The sequence below is a fragment of the Pseudoalteromonas sp. NCIMB 1079 genome, from assembly GCF_040567695.1.
GTDB lineage: Bacteria > Pseudomonadota > Gammaproteobacteria > Enterobacterales > Alteromonadaceae > Pseudoalteromonas > Pseudoalteromonas distincta.
The window spans coordinates 716,503-731,355 of the sequence record NZ_JBEWZA010000002.1 but is presented as its reverse complement, the minus strand read 5'-3'; the positions used below and the strand labels follow the sequence as shown (position 1 = coordinate 731,355).

Below are 14,853 nucleotides of genomic sequence, written 5' to 3'. Positions count from 1 at the left end.
TGCAGCCTTTTTTGGTTGTCTCTGGTATTTTAGTAATAATCTTAAAAAACACAGGACTGTTTTATGAAATATTTACTATTGTTAGTGCTGCTTTTTAGCCCTTTAATATATGCTACAGAGCAACCAATTAAGGGGTATGGTAATTATTACAATGTACCCGAGCATGATGAAATTAATGACGCTACGGTATTTAAAATAGCATTTGATGTTGCTGGTGGCGCTGAAAAAGGCGCGCAAAATAATTCAATAAATTCGCTAGCGCGTTTTATTAACATGCATGTGGCGCATGGCGTAAAGCCTGAAAACATACAACTTGCATTAGTTGTGCACGGCAGCGCAAGTGTTGATGTGTTAGCTAATAGCGAATATAAAAAACGCTTTAACGCTGACAATAAAAATCGAGCGTTAATTGAGCAGCTACTAGCAAACAACACTAAAGTGTATGTTTGCGGGCAATCTGCTACTCACTTTAAAGTAACGCCAGCGCTTTTAATTGAGGGTGTAAAGATGTCGCTTTCAGCTATGACCGCTCACGCACAACTTCAACAACAAGGCTATACGCTCAATCCATTTTAATGACTCAAATAATAAAAAACATTCTCTGCTTTGGGGATTCAAACACATGGGGCTTAAACCCTGTAACGGGTAAACGTTTTGATGAAAATACCCGTTGGACATCACTTTTAAATAAACACTTAGGGTTTGGCTTTAACGTAATAGAGGCAGGGCAACCTAATCGCACTTTAGTGCATAATCCCCCGTTTGACGGTGTGCTCAATGGTGTTAGCTATTTAAAACCTTATTTGGATAAGCATGATCTCGACTTTATTATTATAGCTCTTGGTACAAACGATCTTAAAAAACGTTTTAATTTAACACCTAGTTTAATAGCAGATGGCTTGAATGATTTAATTAACTCAATACACTTTTATTATCAGCAAGGTAGTACTTTAAAATCCCCTAAGATTATTATTGCTAGCCCACCTAAAATAAGAATTACCGGGCAGTATTCACGTATTTATGAAGAGGCTGATACAAAAGTAACAGAGCTCTCTAGTGCATTTAAAAGCGTTGCAGCTAATAATAAGTGTGCTTTTATTGATTTTAATTCGTTTATTAACATAACAGATGGTGATGGGATTCATTTTGATGATAACCAACATTTGGCAATAGGCTTTAAAATAGCGCAATTGGTTCAAAACTCACTCAATAATTGTTGAATCTATCTGTGTGAATTTAATGCGACTTATGCAATCATCTAATAAATTAGTGATATAAATTAACAATCTCAGGATGCTATGGAAAAGTACCAAAAAAAATCGATTATAGCCGTTCTAACAGGGGTGTTAGTTTTTATAACTGGCTGTCTCATTTTGCTCTATTTTGCAGCGCAAGAACTCACTACTCAAATCAATGCCGATACTAAACACATTCTTAAACATGTTGACTCTGCTGTATTAGAGCGTCGCAGTGTGCTTACACCTCTTAATAAGTTTGGTTTCAAGCAGTGCAATGAAACTACATTGCTTGAAATGCGGCGTGCTTTATTTGATTCACAATATGTGATTGATATCGGTTTTTTTATTGGTAACCAGTTAATGTGTACAACTGGGGCTGGTTTGCTAAGCAGTGTTATAAACGACCTTGAGCCTGACTATATCCGTAAAGATGAGGATGTACGTGTACGTTTTGAGCCGCAGTTGTATTTATTATTATTTACCGGACGTCCTATGGAGGTGGTAATCGTTCGCCAAGGTAATTTTAACCTGATCATGGAGTCAAAGGCATTCAACTCTGCGAGTATTGGGTCCAAAAATTGGGAAGTTGTATATAGAGACTCCGAGGAACTGCATCATTTAGCAGGTACAAAAGGCACTTATAGTAAAATAAGTGGCGACAGCTATTTACCGTATGAAACGGGTGTTGCTTGTAGTACTGAAAATGAGAACTACTGCGCAGCAGTGCATTTGCCTTGGAGTCAGTTCTTTTCTAATAACCACTTTTTATTAATCATCTCCTTAATTTTAACCTGCTTAGCTGGTGTATCGAGTGCGCTAATGGTAAATGCAAGAATTGCTGCTCGTCGCTCTATTAATCAGCGTACTCGTAAAGGACTCAAAAAGGGATCATTTTATTGGACTTACCAGCCTATTATTTGTTTGCAAAGTGGCAAGCTGATTGGTTGCGAGGTACTTGCCCGTTTTGAAGATAAGTACGGTGTTTTATTTCCAGATGAGTTTATTCCGGTTATTAGAAAAAACAATTTAACCTGGACTTTTACTGAGGCCATGATTGCCACCACAATCAAAGAGTTAACTTCTATAGAGGTATTGCCTGAAGGCTTTAAAGTGTCGCTTAATATATTTCCGTGTGATGTAGAGCTGGGTAACGTATTGTTGTTACCACAAATTACAGAGCTTACCAATTCACGCTTTATTATTTGTTTAGAGATAACTGAAGACGAATACCTTGATACAAGCATCGCGCATGCTCATTTTAGAACCTTGGTTGAATCGGGATTTAACTTATCATTAGATGACTTTGGTACGGGTTATTCGAATTTAAGAAACTTACAAAATTTGAGTTTTCATCAACTTAAAATTGACCGTACGTTTGTTCAAGATATAGCAACTGAGGGCTTAAAAGCCTCTATGATCCCAAATATTATGGAACTTGTGCATAAGTTTAATTATACCTGTGTAGCAGAAGGAATTGAAACCACTGAGCAAGAGGCCATTTTAAAAACAGCGGGTGTGCATTACGGACAAGGCTGGAAGTACGGTAAGCCCATGACTGCGTCTAAATTTAAAAATTATATAACTAGTCAGCATTTTTAGATCTCAGCTGCCATACTAAACGTATCGGTATGAAATTTATAAATATTAGGTTTATTATGATCAAATTAACATTAAGTGCTTTTGCACTTTTACTACTTAGCGCATGTACTACACAGTACCCAAACCAGCAATTAACAGGTAAGCAGTTTCCAAGCATTAGTGGCGAAAGCTTAGAGCAAAGTATGGTGACTATACCTAGTGATTTTAAAGCAGATAAAACACTACTGCTCATTGGGTACAAGCAAGACAGCCAGTTTGATATAGACCGTTGGTTAATTGGTTTAGATATGGCGGGCGTAACGCTCCCTACATACGAACTACCAACCATTGCCGGCATGGCACCACGTATGTTTAGCACATTTATAGACAGCGGTATGCGCAAAGGCATCCCTAAAGAATTATGGGGTGGGGTAATCACTATTTATAAAGATGGCGAGACAGTTCAAAAGTTTACAGGTAATCAAAGCCCAAATAACTCTCGTGTGGTACTTATAAATAGCAGCGGCGAAATTTTATACTTTTATGATCGAGGTTTTTCGGTTGATGCGTTAAATAAATTAAAAGAGACAATAGAATAATTACCCCTAAAGCTTAGTTTACGACAATGTATATTTAAGGTTTTAAGAATTACTAAACTACTAATCCGATCTGTTATTTATCTTACAAAAGCAATTGTAAAAACAAAGGCAATGTAGGTTATATATTGATTTAATAGGTTTTTATCTGTTTTAGGGTGAGAAGCGATAACTTTATTTTAATACCAAAATCTCATTGTAAGTTGTATTTGGTTTAGGTAATGTAGTGTAAATGTTTCAAGGACGAAATTTATGCCCCATAAAAACTCGGTATTTGTAAAAACAACATTTCAATCCTCTTTTCATTTACATAACTACGCCACTATTTTAAGGACACTACAAGCCCTGTTTGGTGATATTAAAATGGATGATGTTTTGCCTAAAATAGAGTTGCGTGCAAATTATGATTTATTTTTAATAGATGGTGCTAAAAGTAAATGGCAAGATCTCATTCCCGCAGACCTTATTTGTTTAGCTAAACACTATAGCGTTGTTATCTTTAATGTTGATAAAGAAGATGTGTGCGAGCAAAACTTATTGCTTAACCATTTTAATGGTGTTTTTTATAAATCAGATGCGCCAGAAGATATTTTTAAAGGGTTAATTCGTGTTGATACTGGCGAGCTTTGGTTTACGCGTAAAGTAATTTCAAAAGCTTTTAACGACATTTTAGCCGTGGCAACGTCATTTAATAATCTACACGGCGACATTGAATTAAAGCAGGACTATTACGAGCATTTAACAAAGCGGGAAAAGTCTGTTATTCATTTAATTGCACAGGGTGCAAGTAACAATACAATCGCTGATAAACTTAACATTAGCGACCACACTGTAAAAACACATTTATCCAGTGCGTTTAAAAAAACTAGCTCACGCAACAGGGTGGAGCTTGCTAATTGGGCGCAGCGTTACATATCTGTTTTGCTGCCAATGGGGAAATAGTTTTTTGAATAAATTTCACTACTCCTAAAGTGACTTTAAGCCCAGCATTGCTGGGCTTTTTTATGTTTTAAAAAAATATAAACTATGCTTTTTTATACGGATGGGTTTTAAGCCAGTGCTCGGCTATTTGCTCACGCGTGGCAAACCAAACCTGATCGTGCGAGCGAGCATATTCTAAAAACCGTGCTAATGCTTTTATTCTTCCTGGTCTGCCAATTAAGCGGCAATGCAAACCTATCGACATCATTTTTGGGGTGTTTTCACCTTCTGGGTCACCTTCTTCATAAAGCGTATCAAAGGCATCTTTTAAATAATTATAAAACTGATCGCCGGCATTAAAACCCTGCACGGCAGCAAAGCGCATGTCGTTTACATCAAGCGTGTAGGGCACTATTAACTGTGGTTTACCTTCTTTAATACTGTAAAAAGGTAGGTCGTCGCTGTAATCGTCGGCATCATATAAAAACGAGCCATTTTCTACCACAAGGGCTGCTGTGTTAGGGCTTGTGCGCCCTGTGTACCAGCCTTTGGGCTTTTTACCGGTAAGCGTTTGAATGATCTCAATGGCCTTTTGCATGTGCTCGCGCTCGGTTTGCTTATCTATATGTTGATAATTAATCCAGCGCAGGCCATGGCTTGCTATTTCGTGCTCTGCATCAACAAAAGCTTTAGCTACATCGGGATGGCGCTCAAAGGCCATTGCCACAGCAAAAATGGTGACCGGTATATCGTATTTTTTAAAGAGTTTAAGTAAACGCCATACCCCCGCTCGGGAGCCATATTCGTAAATGGACTCCATGCTTATATGGCGGTCTTCTACATGCGGGGCACAGACTATTTCAGATAAAAATGTTTCGGCCGCTGCATCACCATGTAATACACTGTTTTCACCGCCTTCTTCGTAATTTAATACCACTTGTACAGCAATGCGGGCTTTATTAGGCCAATTTGCATGGGGTACTTGTGAGCCATAACCAATTAAATCGCGCGGGTAGTTTTTAAATTGCTCGCTCATTTTATTGCTCCTTTTTAAGTGCTGTGAGCCAAGACCCGAGCGTTTCGCGCTCTGTGTCTGTCATTTTGGTCATATTGGCCAGTGGCATATCTTTGGTTATAACCGCGCGAGTATGAATAAGCGTGCTGGATTTTTTTACATCTCTAATAGAGTCGAGTTTAAAGCCTAGCGGCGCGGTTTGAAAAAGCTCAGAGGTAGGTGTTTCGCTGTGGCACTGTGTACAGTGTTTGCTAATTATATCCCACGCTTGTGCGTCGGTAATACTTGCTTGTAAAGGCGCGCTTTCGCCTGCATTTGTTGGTGTACTAGGCCAAGGGGCTATGGCTAGCATAAGGACAAAAAAAGCTGCAATACTGCTTACAAGTACTGAGGGCTTATTAACGCCTTGATGCTTTAAATTAAAGTAATGGCGTATCCACATACCAATACCAAACAGCGCAATTAAAATAAGCCAGCCAAAGTTGTGGCTATACGTGTAAGGAAAGTGATTGCTAAGCATAATAAATACTACAGGTAATGTGGCGTAGTTATTATGAATAGAACACAGCTTTGCCTTTAAACCTGGCGCTGAATCAGGGATTCTACCAGCTTCTACTTCACTTACCATGTAGCGTTGGCCTGACATAATAATGTGATACACATTACCCACCATACACGTGCCTATAAGTGCACCTACATGAATATACACAGCGCGGTCGCTAAATAATTGATCAACCCCAAAAGTCCACAGAGCTAATAAACCAATAACTACAGCAATAAACACTTTGCCGTTTTCGACCAGTGGGGTTTTACACAATAAACGATAAACACCATAGCCTAAGCCAATAAAACCAAGTGATGCGCCAATAGCGGCAAATTTACTTAGCTCACTTTTGCTGTTATCAATTAAATACACATCGGCGCCAACATAATAAAGTAAGCTAAATAGTAATATACCGGTGATCCACGTTGTGTAGGCTTCCCACTTAAACCAATGCAGGGTGTGAGGCATTTGTTCAGGGCCATTTTGATACTTAGCCACTTCGTAAAAGCCACCACCGTGAACGGCCCATAAATCGCCTTTTATGCCTTTATCTATTTTCCACTGCGGTGGTGTTTGTAGGTTGTTATCAAGCCATGCAAAATAAAATGAAGCGCCAATCCAGGCTATACCAGCAATAACATGAAAATAACGCAGTACTAAATGAGCAAGCTCAAATAAATAGTTTTCCATAACGGTTAAGCCTCTTCTAATACCGGTGAGCGGGTGTCTGAAAATTGATTGTTATCATCGCGCTTATACACACTTTTACCCATAATGTAGGTTTGCTCAACGCAGCGGTCGTCGCCTAACATCATCATTGCAAACAGTTTTTCATGTAGGGTTTTGGCATGCTGTATTCTAAATTTTAAAAATGGGGTTGCTGAACAATCCATTACAATAAAATCGGCTTCACAACCGGCTTCAAAATTACCAATTGTCCCTTCTAAATCGAGCGCTCTAGCACCGCCGAGTGTTGCTAAATACAACCCTTTAAATGCTGAAAACTTTTGACCTTGTAATTGCTGAATTTTGTACGCTTCGTTACCTGTTTGTAACATAGAAAAGCTTGTTCCTGCGCCTACATCGGTACCCATGCCTACGTTTATACCGTGCTCTTCACAGGCTTTTAAATTTAAAAGTCCTGATCCTAAAAATAGGTTTGAGGTAGGGCAGTGCGATATTGCCGCATTGTTATCTGCAAGGCAGCATAGCTCGCGCTCAGATAAATGAATACTATGGGCAAATACTGAGCGTTTACGTACCATTTTTGCTTGCTCGTACACGCCTAAGTAATCATCAAACTCTGGAAATAGCCCTTTTACCCATTCGCACTCGTCTTTGTTTTCAGATAAGTGTGTATGCAGGTAGGTGTCTGGGTATTCTTCAAGCAACTGAGTACATTTTTGAAGTTGCTCAGGGGTTGATGTAGGAGCAAAGCGTGGTGTAACTGCGTAGCTTAACCTATCAACATTGTGCCATTTTTCGATGAGGGCTTTAGATTCGTCATAGCTTGTTTGCGCGCAATCAGATAAGTCGTCAGGGCAGTTACGATCCATCATTACTTTACCGGCAATCATGCGTAAATTGCGTTTTTGTGATTCTTTAAAAAACGCATCAACCGATTGCGGATGCACAGTGCCAAATACAAGGGCAGTGGTTGTGCCATTACGCAGCAGCTCGTCTAAAAAGCGATTAGAGATCTCTTTTGAATAATGCTTACACGTGAATTTTTTCTCTGTCGGAAACGCATACTCGGTTAGCCAACTTAGCAGTTGCTCGCCGTACGCCCCCACCATTTCGGTTTGTGGTAAGTGTATGTGGGTGTCAATCATACCAGGCATAACCAGTTTGCCATCGTGGCGGATAACACGCGCTGATTTATCAAGCGTAGGTAATATGTCTTGCTCGTAACCAAGTTTAACTACTTTGCCGTGCTTGATAACTAATGCGCCTTTTTCAAAAAAACGATGGGCGCTTTCGCCAGCAATGGCAGGGTCGTCAATAAAGTCGAGTATATCGGCACAAACTACTGTTAAGTTATTATTGTTTTGCGTGCTCATTATTAGCTACCTCTGTATGTAGAGTAGCCAAACGGGCTAAGCAACAATGGGATATGATGATGTTTAGTATCTTGTAATCTAAACGTTATTTGCGCCTCTGGGTAAAACGCAGGGGTAGGTTGGTTTTGGTAATAACTATCTAAATCAAATACTAGCTTATAAGTTGCAAATTCTACTTCTGTATTTAGCCAGTCGGTAATACGCCCATCGGAATCTGTTTTGCCTTGGGTTAGTTGTACCCATTCGTTATTTGTAAGTTTAAATAGCTTAACAGCAACGTTTGCTGCTGGTTTTCCGGTGCTGGTATCAAGTATGTGGGTGGTTATAGGGCTTTTGCTCATACCTTTATTCATAGCAGTGACTCCAATCTTATTTTTGTTATTTTGGCTTGTTCGCCCGCGGCTATATTTAGCTCTGTACTGCGGGTGTTGTGTATGCGCTGCTCTATGAGTTCGAGCATTTGTTCGGCCGTTTTACCGGTGGCGCACACAATAAAAATAAAGCCAAACTTGTTCAGGTACTCTTTATTGAGGGCAATCATTTTGGTAAGTACGGCTTCGTTTGCTTTGCTCATACCCGATTGCTCATGCCCCGCTTTTTGTGCGGTAGCAGCGTATTTTTTGCTAAGGGTTGATAAGTCGCCTATTTGCGGGTGGCCTTCAAAGGCAGCTAAATAGTCGCTTTCGCCAAGGTTATCCCATGTGCTTTGTGCGCATTCAAACAGCTGCTGAGCACTTTTAAATGGCATTGCTTTTACCATGCCCGCCACCCAGTTAGGGGCCGCGCAGCAATGCTCAAGTGCTTGTTTTACTTGTGCATCATTTAGCGAATTTATTTGTAAACTGCTCATGCGTCTACTTCCTCCTGCGTGGTGCTAATTAATGCATTTTTTAGTGTGCGCCATTGCAAGCCTTGGCGTTTTTTCGCTTGGGTTTGCATAGCCTGATAAAGGCCAATTAGCTGTCCACTAATCGAAATAGCCACTTCCATTGGTAATTTGCCCGTAATGTTATTAAGCCCAACAGGGCAGGTCATTTGCTGTATTTGAACGGCTGTAAAATCGCGATGTGCTAGGCGCTGCTTAAAGCGTTTGGCTTTAGTGTCAGAGCCAATTACACCAAGCCAATTGGCATCGGCGCGTTTAATAATGGCTTGGGTGAGTGCAAAGTCGAGCTGGTGGTTATGGGTTAATATTAAGTAATTGTTAGCTTTAGGCGCACGTTTTACTTGCTCTGTTGGTTCTTCATCAACCACTTTTACTACGTTATTTGGAATAGCCTGTGGGAATACATCGGCGCGGCTATCTATCCAGCGTATGCGCATAGGTAGTTGTGCCAATATACCAATAAGCGCCTGTGCTACGTGGCCTGCGCCATAAATGTCTAAGGTAAAGCGCTTGCATTGCATGCATTCAAGCATAACGGTGGCAGCCCCGCCGCAGCACTGGCCTAAATTTGCACCTAGGTTAAATTGCTCAATTACTTGGGAGGCTTCGCCTTTGGAAAGTAGTTCGCGAGCTTTTTCTATTACTACGTATTCAAGGTGGCCACCGCCAAGGGTGTCGTAAATATGCTCGCCGCTTATTACCATTTTTGAGCCTGTACCACGTGGGGTTGAGCCATTGGTGCCAAGTACCGTGGCAATTACATAATTAGTGCCGCTTTGTTCGTGCTCGTTTATAGCCTGCGCCCAGTTTTGAGTATGAAAACCCTGAAACGACTCATTTAAATTAGTCATGTTGATGCTCCTTAAACCAACTAGCGGTTTGCTCAATTGCACTCAATACTCGCTCTGGGGTTGCGGGTGTATCCAGTGGGGCTGTGTATTTGTAATCAGCCACACTGCTTATTGCATTACGAATAGCGCTCCATACACTAAAGGCCAACATAAATGGCGGCTCGCCTACGGCTTTTGATCTAAATACGGTGGTTTCTGGATTTGCTGAGTTATAAAGATTGACGTTAAATTCGGCCGGGGTATCGCCAATGGCTGGTATTTTGTAGTTGGCTGGGCCAAAGCTTGCAAGCTGGCCTTTATCATTCCATTGTAAGTCTTCGGTTGTTAGCCAGCCCATACCTTGTACAAAGGCGCCTTCAATTTGCCCTATATCAAGTGCTGGATTAATTGAACTACCTACATCGTGCAGTATGTCAACGCGGGTTACTGTGTTTTCGCCCGTAAGCGTATCTACTTCTACTTCACTCAGTGCTACGCCGTGTGCGTAGTAAAAAAATGGGCGGCCTTCGCCTTTAGCTCTATCGTAATGAATTTTTGGTGTGGCGTAATAACCCGTTGATGAAAGCGATATACGGTTCATGTAAGCAAGGTTTGCAAGTTCGCTAAAGCTAATTTCCCCTTTACTAAAAGTAATGAGGTTATCTTTAAATGTAATACTTTGGCTGTCTACTTCAAAGTGCTCGGTAATAAAGTTTATTAAGCGCTCTTTTATTGTGTTTACTGCATTTAGCGCCGCCATACCGTTTAAGTCGGTACCGCTTGAGGCCGCTGTTGGCGAAGTGTTTGGTACTTTGTCGGTACGCGTAGCGCTAATACTTACCGCGTTAAAATCGACCCCAAAACCATGGGCTACAATTTGCGCAATTTTGGTGTTTAGCCCTTGGCCCATTTCGGTGCCGCCGTGGTTTAAATGTATAGAGCCATCGCTATATACATGTACTAATGCACCAGCTTGGTTTAAGTGTTGTACGGTAAACGAAATACCGTATTTAACCGGCGTCATTGCAAGGCCTTTTTTTATAATAGGTGACGATACGTTAAATGCTTTAATAGCCTCTTTACGTGCCCAGTAGTCACCCGACTGCTCAAGTTGAGCAATCATATCTATTAAAATATGTTGCTCTACGGTTTGATGGTACGGCGTGGTATCGCGGCCTTTTTTATATAAATTGAGTTTTCGGATCTCAAGCGGATCTTTACCTAATTTAGCTGCTATATCGTCCATTATTAGCTCGCCCATAATCATGCCTTGCGGGCCACCAAATCCTCTAAATGCGGTATGGCTTACGGTATTCACTTTACAGCGATTACCCTTAATTGTGGCGGCTGGGTAGTAGTAGGCGTTATCGGCATGAAACATGGCGCGGTCTACAATTGCATCCGATAAATCAGGCGAGTAGCCACAAAATCCGTTTACGGTAATGTCGGCACCTTCTATTAAACCATTTTCGTCAAAACCAACATGATAGTGATTATAAAACGGGTGGCGTTTACCGGTTAATTTAAAATCGTCGCTACGGGCTAGGCGAATTTTTACTGCGCAGCCAAGGTGGTAAACCGCAAGGGCTGCAAGGCATGCCCATGGTGCGCCTTGGGTTTCTTTTCCGCCAAAAGCACCGCCCATACGGCGGGTTTCTACGTTTACAAAGCTAAATGGCTTTTTTAAAATTTTAGCAACTAAGTGCTGCACCTCAGTAGGGTGTTGCGTTGAGCACTGAACATGAATGCCCCCGTCGTTATCAGGTTGCGCCAGCGCTATTTGGCCTTCTAAATAAAAGTGCTCTTGCCCGCCTATGCTTATTTCGCCTTTAAGCTGGTGGGCTGCGTTATTAATGGCGTTTTCGCTGTTACCACGGTTAAGTGAATGCGGCGGCCTTACCCAATGCTCTTTGCTAATGGCTTCTTTAATATCAAGTATTGGAGTAGTTTGCTCGCACCCTATAACCACCAAACGTGCAGCGCGGCGCGCTATTTCATAGGTGTCGGCAACTACTACCAACACAGGTTGTCCGTGGTATTGAATTTCATGACTGGTCAGCAGTACATCACCTGGAAATACCGGGCCAATATCTAATTTACCCGGAGCATCTTCGGCCGATAAAATACGTTTAACTCCTTCAACTGCCAGTGTGAGACTTGTATCAATTGATTTAATAAAGCCGCTTGTAACAGGGGCGAGCACTGGGTAGGCATGCAGGCAGCCGTAAGGCTCAGGGTTATCGTCGGCAAAATTTGCACTGCCACAAACTTGTTTAATAGCGCTTTCGTGATATTTAGATTGCCCAACGCTACCACCTTGGGCTTTTAGTTTATCCATTTCAAAGTGACGCATGTGAGATCCTCGTAATGGCAATGTTGTTATTGTTGCGTGCTTGCGGCTCACAAAACTCAATACCAATGCGTTGTAATAAGTTTTTGCTTACCGTAGTGCGGTAATGCGCACTGCTTCTTACATCGCTCATGGGCGTAAAGTCATCGTTAATAGCCGTTGCTGCGTCTATAAAACTACTTACTTGTAATGATTGAGATACCAGCTTTTGCTCAATATGCTGCGCGCGCTTAGGAATAGCTGCCATACCGCCCATAGCGCAGCGGGCTTGAGTAATCATGTTTTGTGAATGCTCTATAGCAAGCACCAAACACACGGTAGATATATCGTCTTCAAAGCGTTTTGATATTTTATGACAGGCCAGTTTTAGCGACTCTGGGCGCTTTGGGATGGTGAACTTACTAATTACTTCATCGCTTTTAAGAACTGTTTTTTTGTAATCAATAAAGTAGTCGGCAACTTTAATAGTGCGCGAACCAGCGCTGCTTAATAAATCCATTGATGCATTAAGAGCGATTAAAAGTGGAGCGGGATCGCCAATCGGAGAGGCATTCCCTATGCTGCCACCTAGTGTGCCGCTGTTACGTACTTGGCTTGATCCTAAGCGTTCAAATAGCTCTTTTGACTCTGGGTAATGGTTATAAAATGCCTCAACAAATTGGCTATAAGGTAGCGCTGCACCAATGTGTAGCTCACCGTTATTATCTGCTAAGGTGCAAAGCTCCTTTACTTGGCTAAGGGCGATAATTACATCTGGTAAGAGCATGTTTTGGCTAAGCTCAATGGCAAAGTCGGTGCCACCAGCAACTAAATGTGCATAAGGATAAAGCGCTTTTAGCTCAACAAGTTGCTGGGCCGTTTGTGGTAAGTAAAATTTGCGAGGACCATTTTTTAAAAATGGAATATCGTCATCATATTGCGTATTAAGTGATGCTTTAAATTGAGCGGCCATTGCTGAGTACGGTTCAGCTTTACGTTCATAGCTATAGGCTTTTTCGGCTGCAAGTAATATAGGGCTATAACCTGTACAACGGCATAAGTTACCGCCAAGTGCATGAATAACCGTTTTTTTACCAGGGTACGTTGGTTCATTAATATAAAGAGCCAACAAACTCATTATTATACCGGGCGTGCAAAAACCACATTGCGAACCATGGCACTCAACGAGTGCACGTTGTACGGGGTGTAAATCGGTTAAGTTTGGGTATAAACCAGTAGTAACAGCCTCTACCGTTACTATATGTTTTGCATGCGCATTACCTAATAACAATAAACAGCTGTTCATTGTTTTGTATTGCCAACTAGTTTGCCCGTTTGCATTTATACGCTCTTCACCCACTAAAATTGTGCACGCGCCACAGTCGCCAGTTGCACACCCTTCTTTGGTGCCCACTTTCCCTTTTTTGGTGCGTAGCCAGTCCAAAATGGTGAGACTTGGCGAGCATTCTTGTACTTCAATTGGCGTGTTATTTAATAAAAATTGAATCACACAGACCCCCTTAATTTTTATAAAGCCCTGATACATAAAGGCTTGGCGTATGTTTTTTCTTGTTGTTTGCGCACGGGTAACAAAAATACTTTTTAATCTTTAATTAGCTTATTGCAGTTACTATGCCATTGTTGACCGCTTGGTCAGTTAAGGGCGGTTGGGTTAAATTGTCGAGGTATAGGTAATAACGGAGTAGCCTTAAAAATAAGGCACGGTGAAGCGAATGCTTTTATTATTTAAATCTAAAGGGGAAAATAGGGCTGGTAAAAGCACGTTAATGAAAATGCTTTGTGGTGTGGTTAAACCTGACCAAAGGGACATGTTTTTTTAATGGCCGTATAATACCAATCAACAATGAAAAATTAGGGTAGGTGTCAGCGTTATTTTTTATGTAACTTTGCAAGTTGGATAGGTATTAGCCTATTAATCTTTGAGTCAATTTTTGTAGGCTATCTTGCTTATTTTGAGTGGATAAATAGCGCTAGCTTAATTTATGGGCCTACTTATAAACAACGTGTAAAAAATACCTACTTTTAAAATAATTACCTTCTCAAATATTACTTTTCATAAAACCTAACCTCAAACTGCATTCAGTGTGAATTACAGCGTTGTTTTTAAATGTATTTTTCAAAGTTAATTCAACTTTTGAGAGGTGTTTTTTTGGCACGTAAGTTGATACAACTCCTAATAAACTTTAAAAAGGAATTACCATGACTGCTGAATACTTTATGGTACTAGGGTTACTCGGTGTTGCATTTTTTGCTGTTGCAGGGGCATTGCTTGGGTATGAAAAAAACATTAGTGGCTTTGGCGTAGTAGTGGTTGCAACCGTTACAGCATTAGGAGGCGGTACCCTCAGAGATATACTTTTAAACAAACCGGTATTTTGGATTGCTACCCCACAGTATCTATATTCGACCTACGGGGCCGTTATAGCAACAATTGCATTTATTCGATACTTACCGCGCGTTAATAACTACTACTTTTTATTGGTAGACGCTGTGGGTATGGCGCTATTTAATATTATGGGGATAGAAAAAGCACTCATTAATGGATCAGGCATGGTGGTCGCAATTACCATGGGTATCACTACAGGTATATTTGGTGGTTTAATACGTGACGTAATTTGCCGTGAGGTACCAACTGTTATGCGCAGCGAACCTTACGCCTCTGCATGTTTAGCGGGTGGTGCAGTTTATGCCGCTTTATTTAGCCTTAATGTAGATTACATTTGGTGTATTTTAGGATCATTTTTCACGACTATCTTTTTAAGATTAGGCTCTTTGCATTGGGGTTGGCATTTAACTATCTTCAGAAAAAAAGACTTCAGAGATCAAAGCGACTAA

The 14,853-nt window shown here is 41.0% G+C and carries 14 protein-coding genes; 6 read left to right on the top strand and 8 right to left on the bottom strand.

Annotation, left to right across the window (positions count from 1 at the left end; all coding sequences use genetic code 11):
- Positions 1–63: 63 nt before the first annotated feature.
- The 5 genes from ABX891_RS19930 (at position 64) to ABX891_RS19910 (ending at position 4,354) form a co-directional block, all read left to right on the top strand.
- Entirely contained in the window at positions 64–576 is a 513-nt protein-coding gene (locus tag ABX891_RS19930) for a DsrE family protein (protein WP_354630481.1), read from the top strand.
- Between the two features lie 8 nt (positions 577–584).
- Positions 585–1,220: an SGNH/GDSL hydrolase family protein gene (locus tag ABX891_RS19925; RefSeq protein WP_354630512.1), complete on the top strand. Its 636-nt coding sequence runs from the start codon at positions 585–587 to the stop codon at positions 1,218–1,220.
- Positions 1,221–1,298: 78 nt separating this feature from the next.
- Complete coding sequence (locus tag ABX891_RS19920; RefSeq protein ID WP_354630480.1) at positions 1,299–2,837, top strand: EAL domain-containing protein; 1,539 nt, start codon at positions 1,299–1,301, stop codon at positions 2,835–2,837.
- A gap of 56 nt (positions 2,838–2,893) precedes the next feature.
- Positions 2,894–3,415: a hypothetical protein gene (locus ABX891_RS19915; RefSeq protein ID WP_039486600.1), complete on the top strand. Its 522-nt coding sequence runs from the start codon at positions 2,894–2,896 to the stop codon at positions 3,413–3,415.
- A gap of 249 nt (positions 3,416–3,664) precedes the next feature.
- Positions 3,665–4,354 carry a response regulator transcription factor gene (locus ABX891_RS19910; protein WP_354630479.1) on the top strand — a complete coding sequence of 230 codons (690 nt, stop codon included), beginning with the start codon at positions 3,665–3,667 and terminating at the stop codon, positions 4,352–4,354.
- 82 nt (positions 4,355–4,436) lie between these two features.
- Here the strand turns inward: ABX891_RS19910 and puuE are convergent, their stop codons facing one another.
- Genes puuE through xdhA form a run of 8 tightly spaced genes read right to left on the bottom strand, consistent with a single transcriptional unit; the run spans position 4,437 to position 13,507 of the window.
- Positions 4,437–5,369 (bottom strand): allantoinase PuuE, encoded by a 933-nt coding sequence (puuE, locus tag ABX891_RS19905; RefSeq protein WP_354630478.1) that lies wholly within the window; start codon positions 5,367–5,369, stop codon positions 4,437–4,439.
- Position 5,370: 1 nt separating this feature from the next.
- Complete coding sequence (locus ABX891_RS19900; RefSeq protein ID WP_354630477.1) at positions 5,371–6,582, bottom strand: urate hydroxylase PuuD; 1,212 nt, start codon at positions 6,580–6,582, stop codon at positions 5,371–5,373.
- Positions 6,583–6,587: 5 nt separating this feature from the next.
- The gene (gene guaD, locus ABX891_RS19895; RefSeq protein WP_354630476.1) at positions 6,588–7,952 is read right to left on the bottom strand and encodes a guanine deaminase; all 1,365 of its coding nucleotides are present in this window, start codon (positions 7,950–7,952) and stop codon (positions 6,588–6,590) included.
- A 2-nt stretch (positions 7,953–7,954) separates the two neighbouring features.
- A complete protein-coding gene (gene uraH / locus ABX891_RS19890; RefSeq protein ID WP_354630475.1) occupies positions 7,955–8,305 on the bottom strand; it encodes a hydroxyisourate hydrolase in 351 nt (116 codons plus the stop codon).
- Positions 8,302–8,802, bottom strand: coding sequence for a 2-oxo-4-hydroxy-4-carboxy-5-ureidoimidazoline decarboxylase (gene uraD, locus ABX891_RS19885; RefSeq protein WP_309169344.1), 501 nt, complete (start codon positions 8,800–8,802; stop codon positions 8,302–8,304). The genes uraH and uraD overlap by 4 nt, the downstream gene beginning before the upstream one ends.
- Positions 8,799–9,689 carry a xanthine dehydrogenase accessory protein XdhC gene (xdhC, locus tag ABX891_RS19880; RefSeq protein ID WP_354630474.1) on the bottom strand — a complete coding sequence of 297 codons (891 nt, stop codon included), beginning with the start codon at positions 9,687–9,689 and terminating at the stop codon, positions 8,799–8,801. Before xdhC ends, uraD begins: the two co-directional genes overlap by 4 nt.
- On the bottom strand, positions 9,682–12,021 hold the full coding sequence (gene xdhB, locus ABX891_RS19875; protein ID WP_354630473.1) for a xanthine dehydrogenase molybdopterin binding subunit: 2,340 nt from the start codon (positions 12,019–12,021) through the stop codon (positions 9,682–9,684). The genes xdhC and xdhB overlap by 8 nt, the downstream gene beginning before the upstream one ends.
- Positions 12,008–13,507 carry a xanthine dehydrogenase small subunit gene (gene xdhA, locus ABX891_RS19870; protein WP_354630472.1) on the bottom strand — a complete coding sequence of 500 codons (1,500 nt, stop codon included), beginning with the start codon at positions 13,505–13,507 and terminating at the stop codon, positions 12,008–12,010. The genes xdhB and xdhA overlap by 14 nt, the downstream gene beginning before the upstream one ends.
- Before the next feature lie 710 nt (positions 13,508–14,217).
- Here xdhA and ABX891_RS19865 point away from each other — a divergent pair.
- Complete coding sequence (locus ABX891_RS19865) at positions 14,218–14,853, top strand: trimeric intracellular cation channel family protein (RefSeq protein WP_096794333.1); 636 nt, start codon at positions 14,218–14,220, stop codon at positions 14,851–14,853.